Annotated in this window: 31 protein-coding genes; 17 read left to right on the forward strand and 14 right to left on the reverse strand. The window is 68.5% G+C overall.

Going from position 1 to position 25379, the window contains the following annotated elements:
- Position 1: 1 nt before the first annotated feature.
- Positions 2-841 (reverse strand): MlaE family ABC transporter permease, encoded by an 840-nt coding sequence (locus tag AU185_RS08960; RefSeq protein ID WP_059099470.1) that lies wholly within the window; start codon positions 839-841, stop codon positions 2-4.
- Positions 842-1205: 364 nt separating this feature from the next.
- On the opposite strand from AU185_RS08960, the gene fadD8 reads away from it, so the two are divergent.
- A complete protein-coding gene (gene fadD8, locus AU185_RS08965; protein WP_059099471.1) occupies positions 1206-2807 on the forward strand; it encodes a fatty-acid--CoA ligase FadD8 in 1602 nt (533 codons plus the stop codon).
- 181 nt (positions 2808-2988) lie between these two features.
- Here the strand turns inward: fadD8 and AU185_RS08970 are convergent, their stop codons facing one another.
- Positions 2989-3198: a ribosome modulation factor gene (locus AU185_RS08970; RefSeq protein ID WP_059099472.1), complete on the reverse strand. Its 210-nt coding sequence runs from the start codon at positions 3196-3198 to the stop codon at positions 2989-2991.
- A gap of 150 nt (positions 3199-3348) precedes the next feature.
- Between AU185_RS08970 and AU185_RS08975 the strand changes: the two genes are divergently transcribed.
- From AU185_RS08975 to AU185_RS09010, 8 genes are all read left to right on the forward strand, one after another.
- Positions 3349-4560, forward strand: a complete 1212-nt coding sequence (locus AU185_RS08975; protein ID WP_172800380.1) for an RNA polymerase sigma factor — start codon at positions 3349-3351, stop codon at positions 4558-4560.
- A gap of 6 nt (positions 4561-4566) precedes the next feature.
- The gene (locus AU185_RS08980) at positions 4567-5256 is read left to right on the forward strand and encodes an HAD family hydrolase (RefSeq protein WP_059099474.1); all 690 of its coding nucleotides are present in this window, start codon (positions 4567-4569) and stop codon (positions 5254-5256) included.
- Between the two features lie 16 nt (positions 5257-5272).
- Positions 5273-5728 (forward strand): nitroreductase/quinone reductase family protein, encoded by a 456-nt coding sequence (locus AU185_RS08985; protein WP_059099475.1) that lies wholly within the window; start codon positions 5273-5275, stop codon positions 5726-5728.
- Between the two features lie 10 nt (positions 5729-5738).
- Complete coding sequence (locus tag AU185_RS08990; RefSeq protein ID WP_059099476.1) at positions 5739-6188, forward strand: nitroreductase/quinone reductase family protein; 450 nt, start codon at positions 5739-5741, stop codon at positions 6186-6188.
- Complete coding sequence (locus tag AU185_RS08995) at positions 6185-7096, forward strand: 1,4-dihydroxy-2-naphthoyl-CoA synthase (protein WP_059099477.1); 912 nt, start codon at positions 6185-6187, stop codon at positions 7094-7096. Before AU185_RS08990 ends, AU185_RS08995 begins: the two co-directional genes overlap by 4 nt.
- Before the next feature lie 73 nt (positions 7097-7169).
- The gene (locus AU185_RS09000) at positions 7170-8054 is read left to right on the forward strand and encodes an SDR family oxidoreductase (RefSeq protein WP_059099478.1); all 885 of its coding nucleotides are present in this window, start codon (positions 7170-7172) and stop codon (positions 8052-8054) included.
- A gap of 1 nt (position 8055) precedes the next feature.
- Positions 8056-9597 carry a long-chain-fatty-acid--CoA ligase gene (locus tag AU185_RS09005; protein ID WP_059099479.1) on the forward strand — a complete coding sequence of 514 codons (1542 nt, stop codon included), beginning with the start codon at positions 8056-8058 and terminating at the stop codon, positions 9595-9597.
- A 23-nt stretch (positions 9598-9620) separates the two neighbouring features.
- Positions 9621-9992 (forward strand): VOC family protein, encoded by a 372-nt coding sequence (locus AU185_RS09010; protein ID WP_059099480.1) that lies wholly within the window; start codon positions 9621-9623, stop codon positions 9990-9992.
- A 4-nt stretch (positions 9993-9996) separates the two neighbouring features.
- On the opposite strand, the gene AU185_RS09015 is transcribed toward AU185_RS09010, so the two are convergent.
- The 3 genes from AU185_RS09015 to AU185_RS09025 are packed head-to-tail and all read right to left on the reverse strand — an operon-like array spanning position 9997 to position 11852.
- A complete protein-coding gene (locus AU185_RS09015) occupies positions 9997-10302 on the reverse strand; it encodes a DUF3349 domain-containing protein (protein ID WP_059099510.1) in 306 nt (101 codons plus the stop codon).
- 11 nt (positions 10303-10313) lie between these two features.
- Positions 10314-10598, reverse strand: a complete 285-nt coding sequence (locus tag AU185_RS09020; protein WP_059099481.1) for a hypothetical protein — start codon at positions 10596-10598, stop codon at positions 10314-10316.
- 12 nt (positions 10599-10610) lie between these two features.
- Entirely contained in the window at positions 10611-11852 is a 1242-nt protein-coding gene (locus AU185_RS09025; RefSeq protein WP_059099482.1) for an inorganic phosphate transporter, read from the reverse strand.
- Between the two features lie 223 nt (positions 11853-12075).
- On the opposite strand from AU185_RS09025, the gene AU185_RS25570 reads away from it, so the two are divergent.
- Together AU185_RS25570 and menE are read left to right on the forward strand one after the other, a co-directional pair.
- Positions 12076-12378 carry a DUF3349 domain-containing protein gene (locus AU185_RS25570; protein WP_059099483.1) on the forward strand — a complete coding sequence of 101 codons (303 nt, stop codon included), beginning with the start codon at positions 12076-12078 and terminating at the stop codon, positions 12376-12378.
- Between the two features lie 41 nt (positions 12379-12419).
- Entirely contained in the window at positions 12420-13553 is a 1134-nt protein-coding gene (menE, locus tag AU185_RS09035; RefSeq protein WP_286143049.1) for an o-succinylbenzoate--CoA ligase, read from the forward strand.
- 4 nt (positions 13554-13557) lie between these two features.
- Here the strand turns inward: menE and AU185_RS09040 are convergent, their stop codons facing one another.
- The gene (locus tag AU185_RS09040; protein WP_059099484.1) at positions 13558-13899 is read right to left on the reverse strand and encodes a DUF3140 domain-containing protein; all 342 of its coding nucleotides are present in this window, start codon (positions 13897-13899) and stop codon (positions 13558-13560) included.
- An 89-nt stretch (positions 13900-13988) separates the two neighbouring features.
- On the opposite strand from AU185_RS09040, the gene AU185_RS09045 reads away from it, so the two are divergent.
- Positions 13989-14603 (forward strand): pyridoxamine 5'-phosphate oxidase family protein, encoded by a 615-nt coding sequence (locus tag AU185_RS09045; RefSeq protein ID WP_059099485.1) that lies wholly within the window; start codon positions 13989-13991, stop codon positions 14601-14603.
- Between the two features lie 79 nt (positions 14604-14682).
- A complete protein-coding gene (locus AU185_RS09050; protein ID WP_059099486.1) occupies positions 14683-16038 on the forward strand; it encodes a hypothetical protein in 1356 nt (451 codons plus the stop codon).
- 34 nt (positions 16039-16072) lie between these two features.
- Here AU185_RS09050 and AU185_RS09055 read toward each other — a convergent pair whose 3' ends face one another.
- From AU185_RS09055 to AU185_RS09065, 3 genes are read right to left on the reverse strand one after another with little or no spacing between them, the layout of a single operon-like run.
- A complete protein-coding gene (locus AU185_RS09055) occupies positions 16073-16702 on the reverse strand; it encodes a methyltransferase domain-containing protein (RefSeq protein ID WP_059099487.1) in 630 nt (209 codons plus the stop codon).
- Positions 16702-17358: a DUF2064 domain-containing protein gene (locus AU185_RS09060; protein WP_156425453.1), complete on the reverse strand. Its 657-nt coding sequence runs from the start codon at positions 17356-17358 to the stop codon at positions 16702-16704. Before AU185_RS09060 ends, AU185_RS09055 begins: the two co-directional genes overlap by 1 nt.
- Before the next feature lie 2 nt (positions 17359-17360).
- A complete protein-coding gene (locus tag AU185_RS09065; protein WP_059099489.1) occupies positions 17361-18017 on the reverse strand; it encodes a glycosyltransferase family 2 protein in 657 nt (218 codons plus the stop codon).
- Between the two features lie 103 nt (positions 18018-18120).
- Here AU185_RS09065 and AU185_RS09070 point away from each other — a divergent pair, with 103 nt between their 5' ends.
- The 3 genes from AU185_RS09070 (at position 18121) to AU185_RS09080 (ending at position 20383) form a co-directional block, all read left to right on the forward strand.
- Complete coding sequence (locus tag AU185_RS09070; protein WP_059099490.1) at positions 18121-18822, forward strand: response regulator transcription factor; 702 nt, start codon at positions 18121-18123, stop codon at positions 18820-18822.
- Complete coding sequence (locus AU185_RS09075) at positions 18822-19844, forward strand: sensor histidine kinase (protein ID WP_059099491.1); 1023 nt, start codon at positions 18822-18824, stop codon at positions 19842-19844. Before AU185_RS09070 ends, AU185_RS09075 begins: the two co-directional genes overlap by 1 nt.
- 86 nt (positions 19845-19930) lie before the next feature.
- Positions 19931-20383 carry a nitroreductase/quinone reductase family protein gene (locus AU185_RS09080; protein WP_059099492.1) on the forward strand — a complete coding sequence of 151 codons (453 nt, stop codon included), beginning with the start codon at positions 19931-19933 and terminating at the stop codon, positions 20381-20383.
- Position 20384: 1 nt separating this feature from the next.
- On the opposite strand, the gene AU185_RS09085 is transcribed toward AU185_RS09080, so the two are convergent.
- From AU185_RS09085 to AU185_RS09105, 5 genes are read right to left on the reverse strand one after another with little or no spacing between them, the layout of a single operon-like run.
- A complete protein-coding gene (locus AU185_RS09085) occupies positions 20385-21512 on the reverse strand; it encodes an NAD(P)H-dependent flavin oxidoreductase (RefSeq protein ID WP_059099493.1) in 1128 nt (375 codons plus the stop codon).
- A gap of 13 nt (positions 21513-21525) precedes the next feature.
- A complete protein-coding gene (locus tag AU185_RS09090; protein WP_059099494.1) occupies positions 21526-22341 on the reverse strand; it encodes an alpha/beta hydrolase in 816 nt (271 codons plus the stop codon).
- Positions 22341-23372, reverse strand: a complete 1032-nt coding sequence (locus AU185_RS09095; RefSeq protein ID WP_059099495.1) for an NAD-dependent epimerase/dehydratase family protein — start codon at positions 23370-23372, stop codon at positions 22341-22343. Before AU185_RS09095 ends, AU185_RS09090 begins: the two co-directional genes overlap by 1 nt.
- Positions 23369-24145 (reverse strand): S-methyl-5'-thioadenosine phosphorylase, encoded by a 777-nt coding sequence (locus AU185_RS09100; RefSeq protein WP_059099496.1) that lies wholly within the window; start codon positions 24143-24145, stop codon positions 23369-23371. Before AU185_RS09100 ends, AU185_RS09095 begins: the two co-directional genes overlap by 4 nt.
- 3 nt (positions 24146-24148) lie before the next feature.
- Positions 24149-24373, reverse strand: a complete 225-nt coding sequence (locus tag AU185_RS09105) for a hypothetical protein (protein ID WP_059099497.1) — start codon at positions 24371-24373, stop codon at positions 24149-24151.
- 44 nt (positions 24374-24417) lie between these two features.
- Between AU185_RS09105 and AU185_RS09110 the strand changes: the two genes are divergently transcribed.
- Positions 24418-25299, forward strand: a complete 882-nt coding sequence (locus AU185_RS09110; protein ID WP_059156964.1) for a 1,4-dihydroxy-2-naphthoate polyprenyltransferase — start codon at positions 24418-24420, stop codon at positions 25297-25299.
- The last annotated feature ends 80 nt before the right edge of the window (positions 25300-25379 follow it).

Raw genomic sequence — 25379 nt, forward strand, 5'->3', positions numbered from 1 at the left:
GTCACAGACCAACCCGGGGAAACAGCATGATGTAGAGCTGGCTGATCGCGACGTTGACGACCATGAGGATCAGAATGGACTCGACCACGGCGGCATTGACCGAGTTGGCTACCCCGGTCGGACCGCCCTGAGTAGACAGTCCCTTCTGGCACGACACCACCGCGACGATGGCGCCGAAGACGACTGCCTTCACCAAAGCCACGATCATGTCGCCCGTCGTCGTGAACGACGCGAACGTCGCGACGAAGCTGCCCGGAGCGCCGTTCTGGAAATACACGTTGAACAGGTAGCTGGCGAGGAAGCCGACGAAGCACACCACACCGGTGAGCGCCACGCCGATCATGATCGCCGCGGCGAACCGCGGAACGACCAGGCGGCGAATCACCGACACCCCCATGACTTCCATCGCGTCGGTCTCCTCGCGCATCTTGCGGGAACCGAGGTCTGCGGTGATCGCCGAGCCGACAGCGGCTGCCATCAGGATCGCCGCGGTCAGAGATGCGGCCTGGCGAATCACCGCCAGACCGCTGGCCGCGCCGGCCAGTGACGTGGCGCCGACCTGGCCGGCCAGCAGTGCGAACTGGATCGAGAGGGTCACGCCGACGGGCAAGGCCACCAGGACCGTCGGCAGCACCGCCGTTCCCGCCATGAACGAGGCCTGGCGGACGAACTCCCACCACTGGAAACGTCCGGTGAACAGGTCGATGAACAGGTACTGCAGCGTGCGCGCGCCGATCACGAACTGATCGCCGACCGTCGCGAGCGATGCCAGGGGGTGACGCTTGACGTAGCCACCGGCCCATGCGCCGATGACCTCGACCCCGTCACCCCGTGTCGTCATGATGAACAGCCATTCACTTAATGCCCTACACCCCTCGTCGGCAGCATTCACTATGGCACCAGGTCGCCGCAGCGTATTCGGAATATCTCCGCCGGACGACATCGGCAGCCGCCTCGGCAACCTAGCCCCAAAGCTCGGCAGTTGTAACTCGGATGCGACGAGTATGCACATTAACTTAAGCCGAGGCGGGGCTTTCCTGAATACACCTCCGAGCCGGACCGCTGACGCGGTTACGACTGCAGGCTCCTTCGATTCGCGTTTCGTGCAGCGGCGTTGCCCGTCGGTTTCAGCGTGGAGCGCCACGGCCGGGCATTTTCCCGGGGACCCGATGACTGAGATTGGAACACGTTCTAGTCTGAGGGCCATGAGTGATGACCTGCTGCGCCATCCCATCCACTCCGGCCACCTGACCGTCGGCGCGCTCAAGCGCAACAAGGACAAGCCCGTGCTGTTTCTCGGCGACACCACGCTGACCGGGGGGCAGCTCGCCGAGCGCATCAGCCAGTACATTCAGGCGTTCGAGGCGCTGGGTGCCGGTACCGGCAGCGCGACCGGTCTGCTGTCGCTGAACCGGCCCGAGGTGCTGATGATCATCGGCGCCGGGCAGACCCAGGGATACCGCCGCACGGCACTACACCCTCTCGGTTCTCTGGACGATCACGCGTACGTGTTGACCGACGCGGGCGTCTCGGCGCTGATCATCGACCCGACCCCGCAGTTCGTCGACCGGGCGCTGGGCCTGTTGGAGAAGGTGCCCAACCTCAAGCAGATCCTGACGATCGGGCCGGTTCCCGAGGCGCTCGCGGGCGTGGCCGTCGACCTGACCGCCGAGGCCGCCAAGTACTCGCCGCAGCCGTTGGTGGCCGCGGACCTGCCGCCCGATCACATCGGCGGGATGGCCTACACCGGCGGCACCACCGGCAAGCCGAAAGGGGTGATCGGCACCGTCCAGTCGATCACCACGATGACGACGATCCAGCTCGCCGAGTGGGAGTGGCCCGAGCGTCCGAAATTCTTGATGTGCACGCCGCTTTCGCACGCCGGCGCGGCGTTCTTCGTCCCGACGATCATCAAGGGCGGCGAGTTGGTCGTACTGACGAAGTTCGACCCGGCCGAGGTGCTGCGGGTGATCGAGGAGCAGAAGATCACCGCGACCATGCTGGTGCCGTCGATGATCTACGCGCTGATGGACCACCCCGACTCGCACACCCGCGACCTGTCCTCGCTCGAGACGGTCTACTACGGCGCATCGGCGATGAACCCGGTCCGGCTTCGCGAGGCGATCCGGCGGTTCGGCCCGATCTTCGCGCAGTACTACGGCCAGTCCGAGGCGCCGATGGTGATCACCTATCTGGCCAAGGGCGATCACGACGAGCAGCGGTTGACGTCGTGCGGCCGGCCGACGGTCTTCGCGCGGGTGGCGCTGCTCGACTCCGACGGAAACCCGGTGCCGCAGGGCGAGGTCGGCGAGATCTGCGTGTCCGGCCCGCTGGTTTCCGGCGGCTACTGGAACAAGCCGGAAGCGACGGCCGAGACGTTTCGCGACGGCTGGATGCACACCGGCGACCTGGCCCGTGAGGACTCCGACGGGTTCTACTACATCGTCGACCGCACCAAGGACATGATCGTCACCGGCGGCTTCAACGTGTTCCCCCGTGAGGTGGAAGATGTTGTGGCCGAACACCCTTCGGTCGCGCAGGTCTGCGTGATCGGCACGCCCGACGAGAAGTGGGGCGAGGCGGTGACGGCCGTGGTCGTGCTGCGACCGGACGCCGATCGTTCCGAAGATGCGGTGGCCCGCATGACGACCGAGATTCAGACCGCGGTCAAGGAGCGCAAGGGGTCGGTGCAGTCGCCCAAGCAGGTCATCGTCGTCGACTCGGTGCCGGTGACCGCGCTCGGCAAGCCCGACAAGAAGGCGGTGCGCGCGCAGTTCTGGGAGGGTAGCGAGCGCGCCGTCGGCTGAGCCGACAATCCAGCATCAGTCGGCTGAGCGTCCGTTCGGCGAGCGAGCATCAGTCGGCTGACTGTCCGTTCGGCGAGCGACCGCTTTTGTACAGGCGGACACGGCGTGTCGGTGCACAAACACGGTCGGTCGCGCCTAGAGGGTGACGCGGCGGCGGTGCTGCAGGAGCGCCTGGAGGCGGTCAGTCCAGGAGCGCATCGATCTCGGCGGCGAACCGAGCAAGCCGTTCTTGTTCGCTGGGGATGCCCTGCTGCTCCTCGGCGGCGCGTTGCCAGCCCAGCCGCCACATCCGCGCGACGGCCCGATCACCCAGCCCCGCATACGGGTTGGCGAGCGTGTGCGGGAATGCCTTGCGGCCTTCCCGGTACGCGGTGACCAACCTGTGGGTCATAGCTCTCACTCTCCTGCCCGAGCAGACGTAAAGTGCTCCATTTCCTCGGCGTGTCGTGGTCCTTTTGCGTCTGCTCGGCAGAATGAGGAGACCCGGCAGAATGGGCGCGTGACGAGCGACCTGCGCGAGACCGTCGATGCGGTGTGGCGGATGGAGGCGGCCAAGATCGTCGCCACGTTGACCCGCACGGTCGGTGACGTCGGGCTCGCCGAGGACCTCGCCGCCGACGCGCTCGTCGATGCCCTCGAACAGTGGCCGAGGATCGGTGTGCCCCGCAACGCCGGAGCCTGGCTGACGACCGTCGCCAAACGCAAGGCGATCGACCACTGGCGCCGCCAGGAGAATCTCGACGGCAAGTACGCGGCGATGGCGCGCGAGCTGGAAACCCATGTCCGGGATTTCCCTGAATCGTGGGATCCCGACCGCATCGACGACGACGTGCTGCGGCTGATCTTCATCTCGACGCACCCCGTGCTGTCGCGCGAAGGCCAGATCGCGTTGACGCTACGGGTGGTCGGCGGTCTCACCACCGAGGAGATCGCCCGCGCGTTCCTCGCGTCGACCCCGACCATCGCCGCGCGCATCACCCGCGCGAAGAAGACGCTGGCGGCCGCCGATGTGCCGTTCGAGGTGCCGGATCGCTCGGAGTATCCGCAGCGACTGTCGGCGGTGCTCAGCGTCATCTACCTGATCTACAACGAGGGCTACTCGGCGTCGTTCGGGCAGCGCTGGATTCGCGACGAACTCTGCAGCGAGGCACTGCGTCTCGGGCGGGTGCTGGCGGCGCTGGTGCCCGACGAACCCGAGGTGCACGGCCTGGTTTCGCTGATGGAGTTCCAGTCGTCGCGGTTCGCCGCCCGCACCGACAGCGACGGCAGGCCGATCCTGCTCGAGGACCAGAACCGCGCGAAGTGGGACCGCGCGCAGATCCAGCGCGGCGTCGCAGCGCTCGAACGCGCCGCGAATGCGGTGCAGCGCAAAGGCTCCGGCTGGGGCCCGTACGCGCTGCAGGCCGCGATCGCCGAGTGCCACGCCACCGCCCCGACTGCCGCCGACACCGACTGGCGTCGAATCGTCGTACTGTACGACGGGCTGGTCCAGGTGTCGCCGTCGCCGGTGGTGGGACTCAACCGGGCGGTGGCGGTGGCGATGGCCGACGGCCCCGAGGCCGCGCTGAGGATCGTCGACGGGTTGACCGGCCTGGACGGGTCATACCTGTTGCCGAGCGTGCGCGGGGAACTGCTGGTTCGCCTGGGCCGCGGGGCCGAGGCCGCCACCGAGTTCGACCGCGCCGCCGCCATGACCGACAACGAACGTGAACGAGAAGTGCTGCGGGACAAGGCCGATCGGATACGCGGTTAGGATGGCGTGGTGACCACGGTACGCGCGGTGCTGTTCGACTACTCCGGCACGCTGTTCCGGCTCGAGGAGGACGAGAGCTGGTTTCACGGCATGGCGGTCGATGACCGCGAGGTCGACGGGCACGTGCAGGCCGAGCTGATGCGCAGGCTCACCGCGCCGACCGGCCAGCACGTCGAGATGGGCCCGGACGCGTATCACGCCTGGCTCAACCGCGACCTCGCGCCGCACCTGCATCGCGAGGCCTACCTGCATGTGTTGCGGGAGTCCGGCCTGGCCGACCATCACGCCGAATCGCTGTACGGCATCCTGATCGACCCGTTGAACTGGACGCCGTATCCGGACACCGCCGAGGTGCTCGGGGGTCTGCACCGGCGCGGTGTCAAGACCGCGGTCGTGTCGAACATCGCCTTCGACGTCCGGCCGGCGTTCGTATCGATCGGTGCAGCCGAGTTCGTCGACGAGTTCGTGCTGTCCTACGAGGTCGGGGCCGTCAAGCCGGACGCGGCGATCTTCGAGACGGCGCTGACCCGGCTCGGCGTGACCGCGGCGGACGCGCTCATGGTCGGTGACAGCGACGAGGCCGACGGCGGCGCCCGCGCGGCCGGCTGCCAGTTCAGCCTCGTCGACCCGCTGCCGACCGCCGACCGGCCCGATGGCCTGCGGGTCGCGCTGTCCGAGCACGGCGTCGCGATCTGACCAATACCGTTATGGCATGGACGCTCGGGGTGCACCGCCGCGGTGGCTGAAGTACGCCAACAAGCTGTTGATGGTGGCGCTGCGCCTCGGGTTGCCGATCTCGCGGCACGAATCCCCCGTCGTGCTCACGGCGCCGGGGCGCAGGACCGGTAAGCCCCGCGCGACGCCGATCACCCCGATGGCCATCGACGGCATCCGCTACGTCGTCAACGCCTATCCGGATGCGGACTGGGCGCGCAACGTGCGCGCGGCAGAGCACGTCACGCTGGGCACGGGCCGGCGCACCGAGCGGGTGCGTCTCATCGAGCTGGATCCAGCCGAGGCGCGACCGGTGCTGCGGGAGTTCCCGGCCCAGGTGCCCGTCGGCGTCGACCTGATGAAACGCGCAGGCATCCTGGAGTCCGGCAGCCCCGACGAACTCGAGGGCATGGCCGGCCGCCTGCCCGTGTTTCGCATCGACCCGATCACGTAGCGTCACGGCTATGTCCGACATTCGGTTGCCGTGGTGGCTGAAGTACGTCAACAAGGTGATGATCGGCCTGCAGAAGCTGGGCATTCTCGGCGAGAAGGGGCCCGTCGTACTGTCCGTTCCAGGCCGGAAAACCGGCAAGCGGCGGATGACCCCGGTCACGCCGATGGTCGTCGACGGACACCGTTACGTGGTCGGCGGAGTGCCCGGCTCCGACTGGGCCGCCAACGTCAGGGCGGCCGGCGAGGCCACGTTGCACATCGGCCGCCGCAGCGAACGGGTGCGGATGGTGGAGATGCCCGTCGAGGAGGCGCGACCGCTGCTGCGGGAATTCCCGGTCAAGGTGCCCACCGGCGTCGACTTCATCAAGAACGCCGGACTGGTCACCGGGCCTGACCCCGACGAGTTCGAGGCACTCGCCGGTCGGTGTCCCGTGTTCCGCATGGATAAGGTAATCCAGTGAGCGCCAACCCATTCGATCCGACCCTGTGGCAACCCGTCGACGGCTTCGGGTTGACCGACATCACGTACCACCGCCACGTCGTCGACGGCGTGAAGCAGCCCACGGTGCGTGTCGCGTTCGACCGGCCGGAGGTGCGCAACGCGTTTCGCCCGCACACCGTCGACGAGCTGTACCGCGTGCTCGACCACGCGCGGATGTCGTCGGACGTCGGCGTCATCCTGTTGACCGGCAACGGGCCGTCGCCGAAGGACGGCGGCTGGGCGTTCTGCTCCGGCGGCGACCAACGCATCCGCGGCCGCAGCGGCTACCAGTACGCGTCGGGCGACACCGCCGAGACGGTCGATCCGGCGCGCGCTGGACGGCTGCACATCCTCGAAGTGCAGCGGCTGATCCGGTTCATGCCCAAACCGGTGATCTGCCTGGTCAACGGCTGGGCCGCCGGCGGCGGGCACAGCCTGCACGTGACCTGCGACCTGACGCTGGCCAGCCGCGAACACGCCCGGTTCAAGCAGACCGACGCCGACGTCGGCAGCTTCGACGGCGGGTACGGCAGCGCGTATCTGGCCAAGCAGGTCGGCCAGAAGTTCGCCCGCGAGATCTTCTTCCTCGGTAGGCCGTATACCGCTGAGCAGATGCACGCGATGGGCGCGGTCAACGAGGTCGTCGACCATGCCGAGCTGGAGAACGTCGGGCTGGAATGGGCGGCGGCGATCAATGGCAAGTCGCCGCAAGCGATCCGGATGCTGAAGTACGCGTTCAACCTCACCGACGATGGACTGGTGGGCCAGCAGTTGTTCGCCGGGGAGGCGACGCGGTTGGCCTACATGACCGACGAGGCGGTCGAGGGCCGCGACGCGTTCCTGGAGAAGCGCGACCCCGACTGGAGCGCGTTCCCGCGCTACTTCTAGCTGCGATTTCGGTGCTCAAACAGTCGCGACGCGATCGTTCGGACACCGAAATCACCCTTTAGACTCGCGGGTCGTGAGTAAGAACCCGCTGCGCCGGCTGGCCGACCAGCTGCTGCTGACCACCATGCGCCCGCCGATCGTCCCCGAACTGCTGCAGTTCCAGCCCGGCCGCGAAGTCGTCGACCTGCGAGGCAAGCGCATCCTGCTCACCGGCGCGTCGTCGGGCATCGGCGAGGCCGCCGCGGAGAAGTTCGCCCGCCGCGGCGCCACCGTGGTGGTGGCGGCGCGCCGCCAGGAGTTGCTCGACGCGCTGGTCGACCGGATCACCGACAACGGCGGCGACGCCTGGGCGCATGCCTGTGATCTCTCGAACCTCGACGCGGTCGATGAGCTCGTCGCCAGGGTCACCGAGGAACTCGGCGGGGTGGACATCCTGATCAACAACGCGGGGCGCTCGATTCGCCGGCCGCTCGCCGACTCGCTGGAGCGCTGGCACGACGTCGAGCGCACCATGGCGCTGAACTACTACTCCCCGCTGCGGCTGATCCGCGGGCTGGCGCCCGGGATGCGCGAGCGGCGCAACGGCCACATCATCAACGTGTCGACGTGGGGTGTGCTGTCCGAGTCGTCGCCGTTGTTCGCGGTGTACAACGCGTCCAAGGCGGCGCTGACGGCGGTGAGCCGCGTCATCGAGACGGAGTGGAGCGGCGACGGAGTCCATTCGACGACGTTGTTCTACCCGCTGGTGCGCACGCCGATGATCGCCCCCACCCGGGCCTACGACGGAGTCGCCGGATTGACCGCTTCCGAGGCCGCCGACTGGATGATCACCGCCGCGCGCACCCGACCCGTGCGCATCGCGCCGCGGATGGCCGTCACCGCCCAGGCCGTGAACAGCCTCGCGCCGGGTTTCGTCGACATGGTGATGAAACGGCAACGCGTCCAACCGAACTCCTGAGATGCCACACCCCGACGTCGCGACCGTCGCCGACATCGCGCGTGTCTACGGCGCCGAACGCCCCGACGCGGTCGCGTTGGTCGCCGGTGACCGAACCCTGACGTTCGCCGACCTCGACGAACGGTCCAACCGGGCGGCGCAGGCGTTCCGCGCGGCGGGTGTCGGGTTCGGCGACCGCGTCGCGTTCATCGAGAAGAACGGTATCGAGTTCTTCGAAGTCGTCTGCGCCCTGTCGAAACTCGGCGCGATCGTCGTACCGGTCAACTGGCGGCTGGCGCCTGCCGAGATGGCCCACATCATCGACGACGCCGATGCCCGCGTGGTGGTCGTGGGCACCGAGTTCTTCGGCCATGTCGAGGCGATCGAAAACCGGCTGGCGGCCGCCGTCGTCGCCGTTGGTGAACACCCTCGGTGGCCGCGGTTCGACGCCTGGCTCGCCGAGCATCCCACAGAAGACCCTTGCGTCACAACGCAACCCGACGACGTCGCGTTCCTGATGTACACGTCGGGAACGACCGGCGCGCCGAAGGGCGTGATGCTGACCAACGACAACTACTTCTGTAAGGCCACCGGTATCGCCGAGAAGTGGCGCTTCGACGCCGACAGTGTGAGCCTCGCCGTGATGCCGATGTTCCACATGGCGGGTTCGGGCTGGGCCCTGGTCGGTTTGTGTGAGGGGGCGCGCACCGTCGTGCTGCGCGACGTCGACCCGCCGGCTATCCTCGAAGCCGTTGGCCGACACGGTGTTACGAATATGCTGCTGGTGCCGGTCGTGATCCAGCGGCTGCTCGAGACCCCTGGTGTCGAGAGGACGGATTTCACCAGCCTGCGCGCGATCGTCTACGGGGCATCACCGATCACCGACGACGTTCTGCTCAAGGCGCTCGAGCGGTTCGACTGTGACCTGCTGCAGGTGTACGGGCAGACCGAAACCACCGGCTCCATCACCCAACTCGACCGCCACGATCCCGAACTGCTGCGGTCGTGCGGCAAGCCGTTCCCGTGGGTTCAGGTGCGCATTGTCGACCCCGAAGGCCGCGACGTGCCCGTCGGCACCGTCGGTGAGCTGTGGACCCGCTCGCGGCAGAACATGCGCGGCTACTGGAACAACCCGGCCGCGACGGCCGCCACGCTCACCGACGACGGCTGGCTCAAGACCGGTGACGCCGGCTACCTCGACGGCGAGGGTTATGTGTTCCTGCATGACCGCGTCAAGGACATGATCGTCTCGGGTGGCGAGAACGTGTATCCCGCCGAGGTCGAGAACGTGCTGATGACCCATCCTGCGGTCGTTGACGCCGCCGTGATCGGCGTTCCCGACCCGACTTGGGGTGAGGCGGTCAAAGCGATCGTCGTCCCCGCCTCGGGCGGCGGCCCCACCGAGTCCGAGCTGATCGCCTATACGCGCGACCGACTCGCCGGGTTCAAGCTGCCCAAGTCGGTGTCGTTCGCCGAGGACCTGCCCCGCACCCCGAGCGGAAAGGTGCTCAAGCGGGCGCTGCGCGAACCGTACTGGGAAGGTGTCGGGCGGCGGATCGGCTGACCCGGCGTGATAGACACGATGCCATGGAGATTCTGGCCAGCCGGATGCTGATTCGGCCGGCGGACTATCAGCGGTCGCTGGCGTTCTACCGCGACGAGCTGGGCTTGGCGATCGCCCGCGACTACGGTGCGGGCACCGTGTTCTACGCCGGGCAGTCGCTGATCGAACTCGCCGGCCACGGCGGACCGCGCGCGGGCGGCACGATGTGGTTGCAGGTCCGCGACGTCTACGCCACCGAGAAGGAGCTCTTGGGTCGGGGCGTGCCGATCACGCGGGAGGCTCGCCAGGAACCGTGGGGACTGCACGAGATGCATGTCAGCGATCCCGACGGTGTCCTGCTGATCTTCGTGCAGGTGCCCGAGACCCACCCGCTGCGTCGCGACTCCCGGCAGTAGGGTCTCAGCGCGACGGGGCGGCCAACGGCCAGCCGACCGACGCCAACCGCGACGCAACCTGGTGCATCTCTTCAGGATTCGGTTCCTGGGCGGTGACTCGGTGGATCGCGTCGCGGATCTCGCCTTCGGTCACGGTGTCGGCTGTGGCGCCCCTGAGCACGGTCTGCGCGGCGCTGACGACCTCGTCTTCGGTGAGCGACCGCTTCAGCAGGGCGAGTAGGGGGAAGTAATCCTTGGGCGGCACACCGTCCGGGTAGCCGCGACGCAGCCACGAAAGCACGTTGTCCAACACGTTGAGGTTCTCTGCCATGGTGTCGCCGTTCATCTCTCGGGCATGAAGGGGAACAGGTCGATACCGGTGTGGTGGATGATGGTGGACCGGGTGATCCACAGCACCGCGGTGACGATCACCCACCCCACGAACACGAACAGCGCCACGCCAAGGTATTTCCGGCCCGGGTTGGGTGCGGTCACGGTGCCGTCGGCGGCCTCGTCACCCGATCCGCTGGAGAAGGCCACCAGTCCCGTCGCGAACAGCGCGGGCAGGCCCGCCCCCAGCACCAGCCCCACCACCAGCACCTTGAGGATGCTTTCCAGATAAGTCATCGAGTTCCTCCGCTACACCGTCGCCGCAGTCTTGATCTGCGTCTCGCGCAGTTCGGCGGGCACGACGGAGTTGGTGGCGTCGTCCCAGTCGGCGTTGACGTTGTTGTGGTCCACCTTTTGCTGCTGGGCCCGCCACCACATGTAGAACGAGAGCCCCACGAGCGCGAGGAAGATCAGGCTGTCACCGGCGAGGCCGGACCCGGTCAGCGTCTTCACACCGTGCGAAAGCCAGAACGAAAGCGCGCCAACGAATCCCGCGGCAGGCAGCGTGATCAGCCACGCGGTGGCCATCCGGCCGGCCACCGCCCACCGGACGTCAGCGCCCGGCTTGCCGACGCCGCTGCCGAGGATCGATCCGGTGGCGACGTGGGTGGTCGACAGCGCCATGCCGGCGGCGCTGGAGCTGAGAATGATTGCGGCCGAGGATGCTTCGGCGGCGAAGCCTTGCGGGGAGTCGATCTCCACAAGCCCCTTGCCCAAAGTGCGGATGACGCGCCAACCGCCGAGATAGGTGCCCAGGCCGATCGCGACCGCACAGCTGAAGATGACCCAGAACGGCAGGCCGTTCTCCTTGACGTCGCCGCTGAGGTGGCCGGTGGTGATGAGCGCGAGCGCGATGACGCCCATCGTCTTCTGCGCGTCGTTGGTGCCGTGCGACAGGGCGACCAGCGACGCGGTCGCGATCTGACCCCAGCGGAAGCCTTCGCGACGGCGACTCACCGCCACCTTGCGGGTGATCCGGTACACCAGCCAGGTGCCACACGCGGCCACCAGGCAGGCGATGACCGGCGCGGCGACCGCGGGGATCAGCACCTTCTGCGTGATGCCGCTCCAGTTGACGCCCGCGGTGCCGAGCGCGGCGAGGCCCGCACCGATCAGCCCGCCGAACAGCGCGTGCGACGAACTCGACGGGATGCCGAACAACCATGTCAGCAGGTTCCACAGGATCCCGCCGATCAGCCCGGCGAAAATGATCGTCAAACCCGTCGAGGCATCGATCGACGGCAGCAGAGCGCCGCTCGTGCCGTCCTGCACGTTGAGCACCGACGTGGTCACCGTGACCGCGACCTCCACCGAGAGGAACGCGCCGACGAGGTTGAGGACACCGGCCAACAGGACAGCGGTCTTGGGCTTGAGAGCACCGGTGGCAATCGACGTCGCCATCGCATTGCCGGTGTCGTGGAAGCCGTTGGTGAAGTCGAATGCCAATGCGGTCGCGATCAACAGCACGAGGACGATCAGCTCGGTGCTCACGGCGCTAATTCTGCGGCCACGGCGGCCCTTTCGCCTAATTCATGGCCACTTTCGAGGGGCGTGTCGAGCAGGGAATTCGCCGTCCTGGGCAATCTGTTCATCGATTGTTAACCCGATGGCGGTCGGGTGTTAGCCGACGGCGTCGGACTCGACTTGTTCGGGCTCGCACTAGCATCATCCAATCGGCAGCGGGTAAACCCGATGCGACACGCGGGAGGGCACAGTGACGAAGTTTCTGGCCAGAATTGTCGCGTGGATCACAGCGGGTTACCCCGAGGGGGTGCCCGGGCCGGACCGGGTGCCGCTGTTCTCGCTGCTGCGGCGACGGCTCACCGACGACGAGGTGCGGACCGTTGCGATGGAGTTGAAGCGGACGGGCGAGTTCGACGACGCCGACATCGGCGTGCTGATCACGTCGATCATCGACGCGCTGCCCACACCGGAGGATGTCGAGCGGGTGCGCCAGCGACTGGCGGTGCGGGGCTGGCCACTCGACGACCCGCGCGATCCGGAGGACGACCCATAACCGTCCTGACCCCCGTCGCGGTCGGCTCGGGTACCGCGGCCCTGTCGCTCCTGCCCACGGTGCAGGAGATGCTCGCCGGACGCGCCAGCATCCTGCCGTTGCCCGCCGACAACGAACGCGAATCATCGCTGCTGTCAACGTCATTGCGTGCCGGCGCCGAGATAGACGACGACGTCGCCGTCGTGGTCTCGACATCCGGCACGACCGGAACGCCCAAGGGGGCGATGCTGACCGCCGCGGCGTTGACCGCCAGCGCGGAGGCCACACACCATCGGCTCGGCGGGCCGGGTCAATGGCTGCTCGCGCTGTCGGCGCATCACGTCGCCGGATTGCAGGTGCTGGTGCGTAGCGTGGTCGCTGGCACCACCCCGGTAGCAATCTCGCCGAGTTTTGCTGCGGATGAACTGGTTTCGGCAATAGCGGCGTTCGGACCCGGGCGGCGCTATGCCTCACTGGTGGCCGTGCAACTCGACAAAGCGCTGCAGGATACGGCGGCGGCGGCCGCCTTGGCGAGCCTGGACGCCGTACTGGTCGGTGGCGGACCGATGCCCGCCCCACTCGCTGAAAAGGCCGTAGCAGCAGGTATTTCGGTGGTGCGGACGTACGGCATGAGTGAAACCGCCGGCGGGTGCGTGTACGACGGCGTGCCGCTGAACGGGGTACGGGTCCGGATCGTCGACGGAGCCGCGCGGTCGGCGACATCAGACCCTGGCCGGATCGTTCTGGGCGGGGCGACGGTCGCGAAGGGCTACCGCAACCCGGTGGCTCCCGACCCGTTCGCTGAAGCGGGCTGGTTTCGCACCGATGACGTTGGCGCCCTTGATGCCTCGGGACGGCTGACCGTGCTCGGCCGTGCGGACGACGCGATCAGCAGCGGCGGGCTGACCGTCATCCCGCAGGTAGTCGAGACCGCGGTGGGCGGGCATCCGGCGGTCGCCGAATGCGCAGTGTTCGGGGTGCCCGACGAGCGGTTGGGCCAGCGGGTGGCCGTGGCCGTGGTGCTCGCGCCCGGCTGCGACGCGCCCACGCTTGCCGAACTCCGCGGGCGCGTCGGGTTGACGCTGGACGTCACGGCGGCGCCCCGCGAGGTTCACGTCGTCGACGAGTTGCCGCGGCGCGGCATCGGCAAGATCGACCGCCGGGCGCTTGCGGCCCGGTACTCCGTCCCGGACTAGGCGGTCACGGCGCGGGCTTGAGCGGATCGTGGCCGATAGTCATCAGCCGGTGCCGCCAGTTCTCCTGTCCCGCCGTGGGCTCGAGATCGTCACGGCGTTCGGCGTGGATGCGGTCGACCACCTTGCGCATCACGCGTTCATCCTCGTCGGTCAGGTCACCGCGCCGCTTCTGCAACACCTCCAGCACCGCGCGGCCGGTCTGCGTGCCGGCCTGGTCCGGCATCTCCTCGGAGTCCTCGCCGGCCGACCGTGTGCGCAACCAGTCCATCAGTTCCCGCGAGGTCATGTTCACCACCCGGTGGAACTCCTCCCAGAGTGCGGGGTCGACGTCGACATGATGGGCCATCACTCTCACCTCCGCGGATCGGCTACCCGGCGATCCGGGGAGCTAACCCGATCCGATGGTGGGCGAGCATCATCGAGCATTATGAAGCGATGCGCCGTGAAGTCAGCACCGTCGAGCAGTTGCGAGCGATCGTCGGGCAGCCGGACCGCTATGTCGCCAACAAGGTGAAGGACCGGCTGTCACCGGTCCAGCGTGACTGGCTTGCGCACTCGCCGTTGGGTTTCGTCGCGACGACGGATGCCCGCGGCCGCGTCGACGTGTCGCCGAAGGGTGATCCCCCCGGATTCGTCCACGTCATCGACGACACCACGATCGCGATTCCCGAGCGGCCGGGCAACAAACGTGTCGACGGCTACCTCAACGTCCTGCAGAACCCGCATGTCGGCACGCTGTTCCTGATTCCGGGCCGCGGCGACACGCTTCGGATCAACGGCACGGGCAGAATCCTCTCCGACGCGGACTATTTCGATGCGTTGGCCGTGAAAGGAAAACGACCGATCCTGGCCCTGGAGGTTGCGATCGAAGAGGTGTTCTTCCACTGCGCCAAAGCGTTTCTGCGTTCGGACGCATGGGATCCGACGACCTGGAATCCGTCGGCGCTGCCGAGCGTTGCGCAGCTGCTCAAGGCGATTCGGTACGACTGGAGTCAGGCCGAACTCGACGAGTACTACAGCGAGGAGAACACCCGCGGCCGCCTGTACTGACGCCCCGGCGATTCGGGTGTAGACGGTCGCGGTGAGCGCAACCAACTACACCGAAATCACCAGTCATTAGGGTGGCGGAATGCGGACAGGGCGCAGGGAGGCGGTGGCCGTCGCCGTCGGCGTGGCGCTGGTCGTCGCGGCGTTCGTCGTACCGCACCTGCATCTGGGCATCGTCACCCCGCTGATCAACGCGACGCCCAAGCGCCTCCACGACTACGCCGACACCGCGCCGATCTTCGGGTGGTGGGACGCACACGTCGGGTGGGGCACGCTTCCGGCGATTCTGATCGGCGCGGCGGCGGTGCTGTGGGGGCCGTCGCTCGCGCAGCGGCTGCCGTGGCGCGCGGTTCCGTGGATCACCTGGCTCACGGCGTGCGCGTGGGCGTTCTCGCTGGCGATGGTCGACGGCTGGCAGCGCGGCTTCGCCGGCCGGCTCACCGCCCGGCACGAGTACCTGCGACAGGTACCCACCGTCACCGACATCCCGCACGCGCTGCGCACCTTCGCCGACAGAATCCTTGACTATCAACCGGATTCGTGGATAACCCACGTATCGGGACATCCGCCGGGCGCGCTGCTGACGTTCGTCTGGCTGGACCGAATCGGGTTGGGCGGCGGCGCATGGGCGGGTCTGCTGTGCCTACTGGTCGGCTCCAGCGCGGCCGCGGCAATCGTGGTGGCGGTGCGCGCGCTGGCCGAGGAGAAGACCGCCCGGTGGGCGGCGCCGTTCGTCGCCGTGGCGCCGACGGCGATCTGGATCGCGGTGTCGGCCGACGGCTACTTCGCGGGCGTGGCGGCGTGGGGTATCGCGCTGCTGGCGCTGGCCGTCGCGCGCACGCCCCGGTGGCCGGTGCTGGCGTCCGCGGGCGCCGGTCTGCTGCTGGGCTGGGGCATTTTTCTCAATTACGGGCTGGGTCTGATGGTGTTGCCGGCACTCGCGGTGCTGCTGTGCGCGCCGGACTGGCGGGCCTCGCTGCGCGCGGCGGTGCCGGCGATCGTCGTTGTCCTCGTGGTGGTGGGAATTTTCGCGATCCTGGGCTTCTGGTGGTTCGACGGTTATCACCTGGTGCAGGAACGGTATTGGCAGGGCATCGCCAACGACCGCCCGTTCCAGTACTGGGGGTGGGCGAATCTGGCCTCCGTGGTGTCTGCGATCGGCCTGGGCAGCGTGGCCGGGATCGGCAAGGCGTTCGACATCGCCGCGATTCGACGTCGATCCGGCCTGCACATGATCCTCGCGGGGGCGCTGCTGGCGATCGTGTTCGCCGACCTGTCGATGCTGAGCAAGGCCGAGACGGAACGCATCTGGTTGCCGTTCACAATCTGGCTGACCGCTGCGGGCGCGCTGCTGCCGCACCGGACACACCGTTGGTGGCTGGCGGTCAACGTGGTGGGCGCCCTGCTGCTCAACCACTTCATCCTGACGAATTGGTGACGGCCGTCTACGCCATCCGGCCGGCGGGCAGACGCTAGGACAGCGTCAGGCTCGCGACCACCCGGTTGCCGATCGGATGGACCCTGGTCAACGCCAGCCCGGCGTTCTCGGCGATCTCGGCGGCGCAGTCGATGCCGACCGAGGCCCACTGGAACCAGGGGCCGACCGTGCGCGAGGACTCCAGCCGAACCCAGCCGGTGCGGATACCGTTTGTCAGCGCCTCGAACTCGGCGATGCAGCGACCGCCACGACGCAGCAACTCCGCCGCCCTGCGCAGCACCCGCAGCGGATCACCACCGAGACCCACGTTGCCGTCGGCCAGCAACACGGTCTGCCACCGACCGGTCGCAGGCAGCTGCCCGAACACGTCCCGGCGCAACACCGGAGCACCGTTGCGGCGGGCCAGGCCGACGGCGGTCGCGGACTGGTCGACACCCAGTGCGGGGACACCGCGTCGGATCAGCTCGATCACCAACCGGCCGGGGCCACAGCCGAGGTCGATCGTCGGCCCTTCGCACAGGTCGACGACGGCCCGGTCGAACCTGCCGTCGGCGTGCACACCGCCGATCCAGTTGTGCACGGGCAGGTTTCGCACCTCACCGTCATCGTGGCGGATCCAACAGCGCTCGCCGTCGAGGGCGCGGTCGTAGAGGTGTCCCAGCATCAGGCCCGCACCGCCTTGGCCGCATGAGCGAACCGGCTCTGCGGCAGGCACTTTCGCCGCACGACGTCGATGTCGTCGAGGGTGTCGAAGTCCGCGAGCACGTCGACCATGGCGACGTCGACCCCGTCGCTGCGCAACGCCGCGAGGGTCATCGCGCCGGTGTCGGGCCGCGACATCGGCACTGTTCGCAGGCAGTCCGCCATGGACGGCCGCGAGACGCCCAGCACCCACCATCCGCCGTCCTCGGCGAGTCCGAGCACCGCGTCGGTGTCGATCAGGCCCCGGCCGCAGTCGGCGAGCAGATCAGCGCTCACCTGCGGGGTGTCCATTCCGATCTGCAGGACCGGGATACCGGTGGACGCGTCGGCGTGCGCGTTTGCCAATCGCTCGGCGAAGTCGGCGCCACGTTGGGCCAGCACGGTGAAATCGGCGAGGCGGCAGCGTATTTCGTCTCCGCGGCTAGCGCGGTTCAGGTCGCCGGTCATTGCGACGACCCTGCGCTCGACAGGCGCGGCAGCCACGGCGTCGAGCGTGTCGAGCAGCGCGGCGGCGGCGATGTCCGCGGCGGCGGTGGCACCGATCGAGGCCGCGAGGCGGGTCTTCGCCAAACCGGGTACCGGCGCCTTGGCCACGACCAGCACGGTCACCGGGAGCACGGTCACGAGATCACCCGCCAGAAGTCCAGCGCCGCCACCACGCTGCCGCGAACCGACCCGCTGACCTTCGACTTGCCGCCGGTGCGGGCGCCGTAGTCGACGTCGCGCTCGACGACGCGCCAACCCGCGGCCGCGGCCCGAACGAGCAGCTCGAGCGGATACCCGGAGCGGCGGTCGGTGACCCCGAGTTCGAGCAGCGCATCGCGGCGGGTGACGCGCATCGGCGCGATGTCGTGCACCGCCAGGCCGTGGCGCCGGCGCAGCCGCCAGCACACCGCCGCGGTGCCGAGCCGGGCGTGCCACGGCCACTTCACGCCGGGCACCGGTCGGCGCCGACCGATCGCCATGTCCGCGCCGCGGTCGAGCTCGTCGACCAGTGCCGGCAGGTCACCGGGGTCCAGTGAGCCGTCGGCGTCGAGGACGGCCACGATCGGCGTCGTCGCCGCCACCACCCCGGCATGCACCGCAGCGCCGTAACCGGGGCGCGTCTCGGCGACCACTTCGGCGCCGTGCCGCAGCGCCACCTGCGCGGTTGCATCGGTGCTGTTGTTGTCGACCACCAGCGGCCGGTATCCGGCCGGCATCGCCGCGAGCACGCCGGGCAGTGATTCCGCCTCGTCGAGGCACGGCAGCACCACGGTCACCGGACAGTCGGGCATGGTGTCGAGGCTAACCACCACCCCACTACCCCAACCAGCCGATTGATGACGAATCCGTGACATCGGCGCAGGTCGTGGCCGCATCGGGCTACTCTCGGGAAGTGTGACGCGCGTATTGATCGCCGACGACGACACCGTCGTGCGCGACGTCGTGCGTCGCTATCTCGAACGCGACGGGCTCGACGTGGCGATCGCCCACGACGGGACGGAGGCGCTGCGGTTACTCGGTTCCCAGCGCATCGACGTCGCCGTGCTCGACGTGATGATGCCTGGCCCGGACGGGCTGACTCTTTGCCGCAACCTGCGCCAGCGCGGCGGCTACACGGTCCCGGTGATTCTGTTGACCGCGCTCGGCGAAGAGGACGACAGGATCGCGGGCCTGGAGGCCGGCGCCGATGACTACCTCACCAAACCGTTCAGCCCGCGCGAACTGGCGTTGCGAGTGCGTTCGGTGCTGCGGCGCGCACCCGCGCCCACGGCAAGGCTTCCGCTGAACGTCAGCGTCGGCGGTCTGACGGTGTCGACGGCCGCGCGCACGGTGACCGTCGAGGGTGCGCCGGTGTCGCTGACCAACCGGGAGTTCGACCTGCTGCTGTTCTTCCTCACCCACACCGACGTGGTGTTCAGCCGCGAAGAGCTGTTGAAGCGGGTGTGGCACTGGGATTTCGGCGATCTGTCGACTGTGACGGTGCACGTCAAGCGGTTGCGTTCCAAGCTCGGTGAACACCATCGGGTGCAGACGGTCTGGGGCCGCGGCTATCTGTGGAGCAGTGAAGCGCGCTCACCGGAAGGGCAGAGCGCCTAGTGCCGACCGACCTGTGGGAGATCATCGGGTTGGCGTTGGCGTGCTCGGTCCCCGTGGTGCTTGCCGGCGCGCTGGTCATCCGCCTGGCCCGGTCCTGGTCGCTGGCGGTGAGCATGGTGGCGCTGGTGCTCATCCCCGTGCTGGCGACGTTCACCGGCGTGCTCGGCGCCAGCGGCTTCATGATCACCGAGACCTTCGAGCAGACCGCGATCGTCTTGGTGATCGTCTCGGTGGTGACGATCCCCGCCGCGGTGATGCTGGCGCGCTATCAGGCCCGCCGCACCGTGTGGGAGCAGGAGATCCGCGAGTCCGAACGGGCCGCCGAACAGTCGCGTCGCAGGCTGGTTGCGTTCGTCAGCCACGATCTGCGCACCCCGCTGGCCGGGATACGGGCGGTGTCCGAGGCGATCGCCGACGGTGTGGTACCCGACGCCGAAGTGCGGGTGCACGCGAAAACCATTGAGCACGAGTCGGTCCGACTGTCGGAGATGGTGGACGACCTGTTCGAGATGTCGAAGATCAACGCGGGTGCCGTCCAGCCCGTGTTCGACAAGGTTGCGCTCGACGAGGTCGTCGACGATGTGCTGACCGCCCACCGCATCGCCGCCGAGCGCGCAGGTGTGGCGTTGACAGTCGACCTCCCCGCGACGCCCGTGCGGGTGCTGGGCAGCGACCGCGCACTGGTGCGGGTGTTGTCCAACCTGGTGGCCAACGCGATCGCGCACACGCCGGCGGGGGGCCGAGTGTTGCTGGCGCTGGGGTCCGACGAGAACGGCGCGTGGGCGCGCGTCGACGACACCGGTGTCGGTATCGACGAGGCGGACCTGCCCCGGGTGTTCGACGTCGCGTACCGCGGCTCGAACGACCGCGTGCCACGGGCGGACTCGTCGCTGCCCAGCGGCTCGGGATTGGGTCTGGCGATCGCCGCGGGCCTGGTGCAGGCGCATCGCGGCACGCTGTCGGCGCGCAACCTGCGCACCGGCGCTCGGTTCGAGGTGCGATTGCCGCTGGCGCCGGACTAGCACGCCATCTCTCTCGCGAGTCCAGGCTTGTTTTTGAGTGATCACTCAATTAACGTCGGTAACTCGAGACCGAGTAGGAGGTTGCAATGGCGACGAGAAGTGCCGACAGGGCGGTTCGGAAGTTCAAGCTGGAACGGCAACTCGGCCGGGTCCTGATGAATCCGGTGGTCGCGGCGCTCGACCGCGTGGGCATCCGGTCGTCGCTGGTGGTCGATCTGGAGACGATCGGCCGCAGGACCGGCGAACCCCGCCGCGTGCCGTTGGCCGGCCGCGCCGACGACGCCGGCGTCTGGGTGATCTCTCAGCACGGCCGCCGCGCCGGCTGGGCCCACAACATCGCCGCGAACCCGAAGGTGCGCGTGCGCATCAACGACGAATGGCGCACCGGCACCGCAACGTTCGAGCCCGAGGACGATGTCCGCGCACGGGCCCGCAGCTTCGGCGGAGCGGGCAAGCTCAGCCAGTCGGCCACCGCGTTGACGATGCGCGCGATGGAGAGCGATCCGATCTCGGTACGGATCACCTTCGCCGACGAGTGATTTAATCGGGCAGCGAGTTGCTCAGGCGTTCGGTCGCGGCGACGTAGTCCTCGATGAACTCCCGCACGACTTCGCGAGCGGGTTTGACCTTGTTCATCAGCCCCACGCCCTGGCCGACGAAATACGTCGCCAACGCCTGGGCACCCGGATGGCCCTGCGAGGCGAGCACGTCGATCCGGCGGATGACCGGCTCGGACAGCATTGACTGCAACGGCAACGGCAACGGCCGCTGACCGCCGTCGCTCGGCAGCCACGCTTGCGTCCAATCCGAAACGAGTTGGCGCGCAGGCTTTCCCGTCCTGCCCGCCGAACGGACGGTATCGCGCGACGTCGCGGCCAGGAACTTCTGCTTGGTGTACGGCGCGGTCTCGGCCTCTTCGGTGGTGAGCCACACCGATCCGGTCCATGCCCCGTCGGCGCCCATCGCCACCGCCGCCGCCATCTGCCTGCCCGTGACGATCCCGCCCGCGGCGAGCACCGGAACCTTGGACCCGACAGCCGCCACAGCCTCGATGACTTCGGGGATCAACACCAGCGTCGTCACCTCGCCGCAGTGCCCACCGGCTTCGGTGCCCTGCGCCACGATCAGGTCGACGCCGGCGTGCACCTGTTTCACCGCGTGCTCCTTGGCCCCCACCAGCGCCGCGACCGGGATGCCGTTCTCCTTGCCCGCTTCGATCATGTAGTCCGGCGGAACACCGAGCGCGTTGGCGATCAGCTTGATCGGATGGCTCATCGCCACGTCGAGCAGATCCTTGCCGGTGTTGCCGGACAGGATGGGCGGACCGGTGCGCGGCGACGCCTCCGGCTCGATGTCGTGGGCCGCCAGCAGTTCGGCGATGAAGCCGCGGTACTCGTCCGGGATGCGGGCGGCGAGGTCGCCAGTCGACAGCTTCTCCCCCTTGCCCTCGAACTTCGCGGGCACGATGATGTCGAGGCCGTACGGCTTGCCGCCGACGTGGTCGTCGATCCACGACAGTTCCTGGTCCAGCAGCTCGGGGGTGTAGGCGGTCGCGCCCAGCACGCCGAAACCGCCGGCGTTGGTCACCGCGGCTACGACGTCACGACAGTGGCTGAAGGCGAAGAGCGGAAAGTCGATACCGAACTGTTCGCAGATGGCGGGCTTCACGCCACCAGTATCACTAAGTCAAACCTGTATCCGAGAGAAACCTCCGGATCTCGTCGAGCATCTGGCCGCCGACGAGCAGCTCCGGGTCGTTGTGTCCGGCGCCCGGCACCAGCACGTAACGCTTCGGCTCGTTGGCGGCGTCGTACAGCCGGCGGCTCATCGACTCGGGCACGATGTCGTCGCGAGCCCCCGCGATCACCAACAGCGGTACCCGGACCGACGCGATGCGGTCGATCGATGGGTAGCGGTCGGTCAGCAGCCAACGCACCGGCAGCCACGGATAGTGCACCGCGCCGACATCGGGCAGCGAGGTGAACGGTGAGCGCAGCACCAGCGAGTGCGGCGGCCGTTCCACGGCGAGCCCGACAGTAACTGCGGCGCCGAGGGATTCGCCGAAATAGACGATCTTCTCGACGCCCGGCTGTGCGGCCAGCCAGGTCTGCGCGGCCCGCGCATCGGCGGCCAGGCCCTCCTCCGACGGGCGGCCCGCATTACCGCCGTAGCCGCGGTAGTCGAACAACAGCACCGAGCAGCCCATCCGGTTCAGCGCCGAGGCCAGCGGCACGCGCATCGACCGGTCGCCCGCGTTGCCGTTGAACACCAGCACGGCGGGAGCGTTGCCCTTGACCGGGAAAAACCAACCCGCCAATCGGATTTCGTCGTCGGTCTCGATCACGACGTCCTGCCCGTTGGGCAACATCGTGGCGGCGGGCGGCAGCGGACCCGGCGACGGGAAGTAGATCAACCGCCGCTGCTGGGACCACAGGAGACCGATCAGACCCGCCGCCACGAGCGTGACGATAACGAGTATGCCGACCGTCCGGCGCATCAGGCCCGCAACGGCGCGAACGCGAACTCGCGCAGCCCGTCGCGTGGGTCCACCGCCGCGTGGAAGCCGAGCAGCCGAGCCGCTTTGGCGGGGTCCGCGACGATATGGCGGACGTCGCCGCTGCGGTACTGCCCGGTGACCACCGGCGGCGCGTCACCGCGTGTTTCGCACAGCTCGGTGGCCACCTCCAGGATCGAGATCGGCCGACCCGAACAGATGTTGAACGCGCCGAACCCCTCCAGCCGGGATTCCACGGCCACCACGTTGGCCGCTGCAACGTCGTCGACGTGGACGAAGTCGCGCATCTGCCCGCCATCCTCGAAAACCCGCGGTACGTCACCTGATTCGAGTTCCGACCGGAAGATCGCCGCCACTCCCGAATACGGGGTGTCGCGCGGCATGTAAGGGCCGTAGACGTTGTGGTACCGCAGGGCGGTGACGGCACCGCCGACCGCCTCGGCCCACGCCAGCGCGTAGTGCTCCTGGGCCGTCTTGCTGGCCGCGTAGAGGCTGCGGGGCCGCAGCGGCGCGTCCTCGCCCACCAGCCGCCACTGGACCAGCGCCCCGCACTGCGGGCACCGGTGCTCGAACACGCCGGCGTCGAGGTCGGCCCGGGTGCGCGGGTGCGGGTCGACCGGCCCGTGTTCCGGGCAGTCATAGCGGCCCTGGCCGTAGACGACCATCGACGACGCCAGCACCAGCCGCTGACAGCCCGCCGCGAACATCTCGGCCAGCAGCACCGAGGTGGCGTAGTCGTTGTGACTGGCGTACGACGGCGCGTCGGCGGCGTTCACGCCCGCTCCGACCACCGCCGCCTGATGGCACACCACGTCGACGCCCTTCATCAGCGGCGCCAGCGCGGACGCGTCGCGAATGTCGAGCACCCGGCAGTCGGCGGGCGCCTCGGCGCCGGACCCGTGGGCGGCGGGCAGCATGGCGTCGACGGCGATCACGTCGTGGCCGCACTCGCGCAGCGCCGCGTCGACCCGGGCGCCGATGAAACCGGCCGCGCCGGTCAGCAGGACTCTCACGGGAGTTCGAACGGCAGTCGGACGCCCTCATGCGCCAGGCAGTGCGTACAGGAATTGACCTGGGCTGTGCTTTCTATCGCCTCGTGCACGAGTTTCTTGAACGGCACCATGTTGCGTTCGAATTCGGCGAACACGTCGACCGTCCGCACGCCGGCGCCGGCCTCGATGCCGGCGTCCAGATCGGTCACCAACGCTATTGCGGCATAACACATCTCGAGCTCACGCGCCAGCGCCGCCTCGGGATAGCCGGTCATGTTGACCAGGGTGAAGCCCTGGTTCGCGAACCACCGGCTCTCGGCGCGGGTGGAGAACCGCGGCCCCTGCACCACCACCATGGTGCCGCCGTCGACGACGCCGGGCAGGTCGGCGGCCGTCGCGCGCAACGTCGGGCAGTACGGGTCTGCGAAGGCGACGTGGATGCCGCCCGAATCGAAGTAGGTGTCGGCGCGGCCGCTGGTGCGGTCGACGAGTTGGTCGGGCACCACCATGGCGCCCGGCCCGAGCTCGGGTGTGAGGCTGCCCACCGCGCACGGTCCGAAGATGCGTCGCACGCCGAGTGTGCGCAGCGCCCACATGTTGGCGCGGTACGGCACCGTGTGCGGGGAGAATTCGTGGTTGACGCCGTGCCGCGGCAGGAACGCCACTTCGTGTTCGCCGACGGTGCCCACGGTGATCGGGGCGCTCGGCACGCCGTACGGGGTGTCGAGGTTGACGCTGCGCGCGTCGGGTCCGAAGAAGCTGTAGAAACCGCTCCCGCCGATGACTCCGAGCACGGTCTAAGTGGGCGGTTGATCGTCGACTTCGTCGAGCCGTTGCGACGCGAGGCGCACGGTGTCGCGGATCTCGAACGCGTCGGTGGCGAAGCCGCCGACGGCGTTGGCGACGTCCTTGACCGCGGTGGTGATGATCGAGACCACCTCACCGACGGTCGATACGCCGGAGTCGAAGATCTCCTGCACGGCGTCCTTGCGAATCTCCGCCTTGCTGAGTCGGTCCTCCATGCGCTCAGTCTGCCACGGTCCGGGCCCGTGGGAGACTGGCGCTCGTGGCCACATTCGCCCAATGGGTCGAAGGCGCGCGACCGCGCACCCTGCCCAACGCGATCGCGCCGGTGATCGCGGGCACCGGCGCCGCGGCCTGGCTGCACGCCGCCTGCTGGTGGAAGGCGCTGCTGGCGCTGGCTGTGGCCGTCGCTCTGATCATTGGGGTGAACTACGCCAACGACTACTCGGACGGGATCCGCGGCACCGACGACGTTCGGGCCGGCCCGCTGCGGTTGGTCGGGTCGAAGGTCGCCACGCCGAAGGCGGTGCTCACGGCCGCGGTGGTGAGCCTGGCCCTGGCGGCGGTGGCCGGCCTGGTGCTGGCGGCGGTGAGCGCGCCGTGGCTGATCGCGGTCGGCGCGGTGTGCATCGCGGGGGCGTGGCTCTACACCGGCGGCAAACGGCCCTACGGCTACCTGGGGCTGGGTGAGATCGCGGTGTTCGTGTTCTTCGGGTTGGTGGCCGTGCTGGGCACGCAGTACACCCAGGCGCTGCGGATCGACTGGGTGGGCGCCGCGGTCGCTGTCGCGATGGGCGCCATGTCGTCGGCGGTGCTGGTGGCCAACAACCTGCGCGACATCCCGACCGACAAGGAGTCCGGGAAGATCACGCTGGCCGTGCGACTCGGCGACGCCCGCACCCGGTTGTTGTATCAGGCGCTGATGGCCGTCGCGTTCGCGTTGACGTTGGTGCTGATGCTTGCGACGCCGTGGACGGCCGTCGGCTTGGTGGCGTTGCCGCTCGCGGTGCGCGCGGCCGCGCCGGTCCGGAAACGCCTCGGCGGCAAGGAGTTGATCCCGGTGCTGCGCGACACGGGGCTGACGATGCTGGTGTGGGCCGTCGCTGTGGCGCTGGCGCTCTGGCTGGCTGGGGGTGTTCTTTGAACGGTCCTATGGGCGAGATTGCAATCAGGGCTGTGGAGTAGGCGGCTCATGGCCCAACAACCCTGACTGCAATCTCGGCC

Origin of the sequence: Mycobacterium sp. GA-0227b, from assembly GCF_001499855.1 — a bacterium.
Classification (GTDB): domain Bacteria; phylum Actinomycetota; class Actinomycetes; order Mycobacteriales; family Mycobacteriaceae; genus Mycobacterium.

Coding starts and splice junctions, on each gene's coding strand:
- AU185_RS08960 (WP_059099470.1), bottom strand. CDS start 841: ATGACGACACGGGGTGACGGGGTCGAGGTCATCGGCGCATGGGCCGGT.
- fadD8 (WP_059099471.1), top strand. CDS start 1,206: ATGAGTGATGACCTGCTGCGCCATCCCATCCACTCCGGCCACCTGACC.
- AU185_RS08970 (WP_059099472.1), bottom strand. CDS start 3,198: ATGACCCACAGGTTGGTCACCGCGTACCGGGAAGGCCGCAAGGCATTC.
- AU185_RS08975 (WP_172800380.1), top strand. CDS start 3,349: ATGGAGGCGGCCAAGATCGTCGCCACGTTGACCCGCACGGTCGGTGAC.
- AU185_RS08985 (WP_059099475.1), top strand. CDS start 5,273: ATGGACGCTCGGGGTGCACCGCCGCGGTGGCTGAAGTACGCCAACAAG.
- AU185_RS08990 (WP_059099476.1), top strand. CDS start 5,739: ATGTCCGACATTCGGTTGCCGTGGTGGCTGAAGTACGTCAACAAGGTG.
- AU185_RS09005 (WP_059099479.1), top strand. CDS start 8,056: ATGCCACACCCCGACGTCGCGACCGTCGCCGACATCGCGCGTGTCTAC.
- AU185_RS09010 (WP_059099480.1), top strand. CDS start 9,621: ATGGAGATTCTGGCCAGCCGGATGCTGATTCGGCCGGCGGACTATCAG.
- AU185_RS09015 (WP_059099510.1), bottom strand. CDS start 10,302: ATGGCAGAGAACCTCAACGTGTTGGACAACGTGCTTTCGTGGCTGCGT.
- AU185_RS09020 (WP_059099481.1), bottom strand. CDS start 10,598: ATGACTTATCTGGAAAGCATCCTCAAGGTGCTGGTGGTGGGGCTGGTG.
- AU185_RS09040 (WP_059099484.1), bottom strand. CDS start 13,899: ATGGCCCATCATGTCGACGTCGACCCCGCACTCTGGGAGGAGTTCCAC.
- AU185_RS09045 (WP_059099485.1), top strand. CDS start 13,989: ATGCGCCGTGAAGTCAGCACCGTCGAGCAGTTGCGAGCGATCGTCGGG.
- AU185_RS09050 (WP_059099486.1), top strand. CDS start 14,683: ATGCGGACAGGGCGCAGGGAGGCGGTGGCCGTCGCCGTCGGCGTGGCG.
- AU185_RS09055 (WP_059099487.1), bottom strand. CDS start 16,702: ATGCTGGGACACCTCTACGACCGCGCCCTCGACGGCGAGCGCTGTTGG.
- AU185_RS09065 (WP_059099489.1), bottom strand. CDS start 18,017: ATGCCCGACTGTCCGGTGACCGTGGTGCTGCCGTGCCTCGACGAGGCG.
- AU185_RS09080 (WP_059099492.1), top strand. CDS start 19,931: ATGGCGACGAGAAGTGCCGACAGGGCGGTTCGGAAGTTCAAGCTGGAA.
- AU185_RS09090 (WP_059099494.1), bottom strand. CDS start 22,341: ATGCGCCGGACGGTCGGCATACTCGTTATCGTCACGCTCGTGGCGGCG.
- AU185_RS09105 (WP_059099497.1), bottom strand. CDS start 24,373: ATGGAGGACCGACTCAGCAAGGCGGAGATTCGCAAGGACGCCGTGCAG.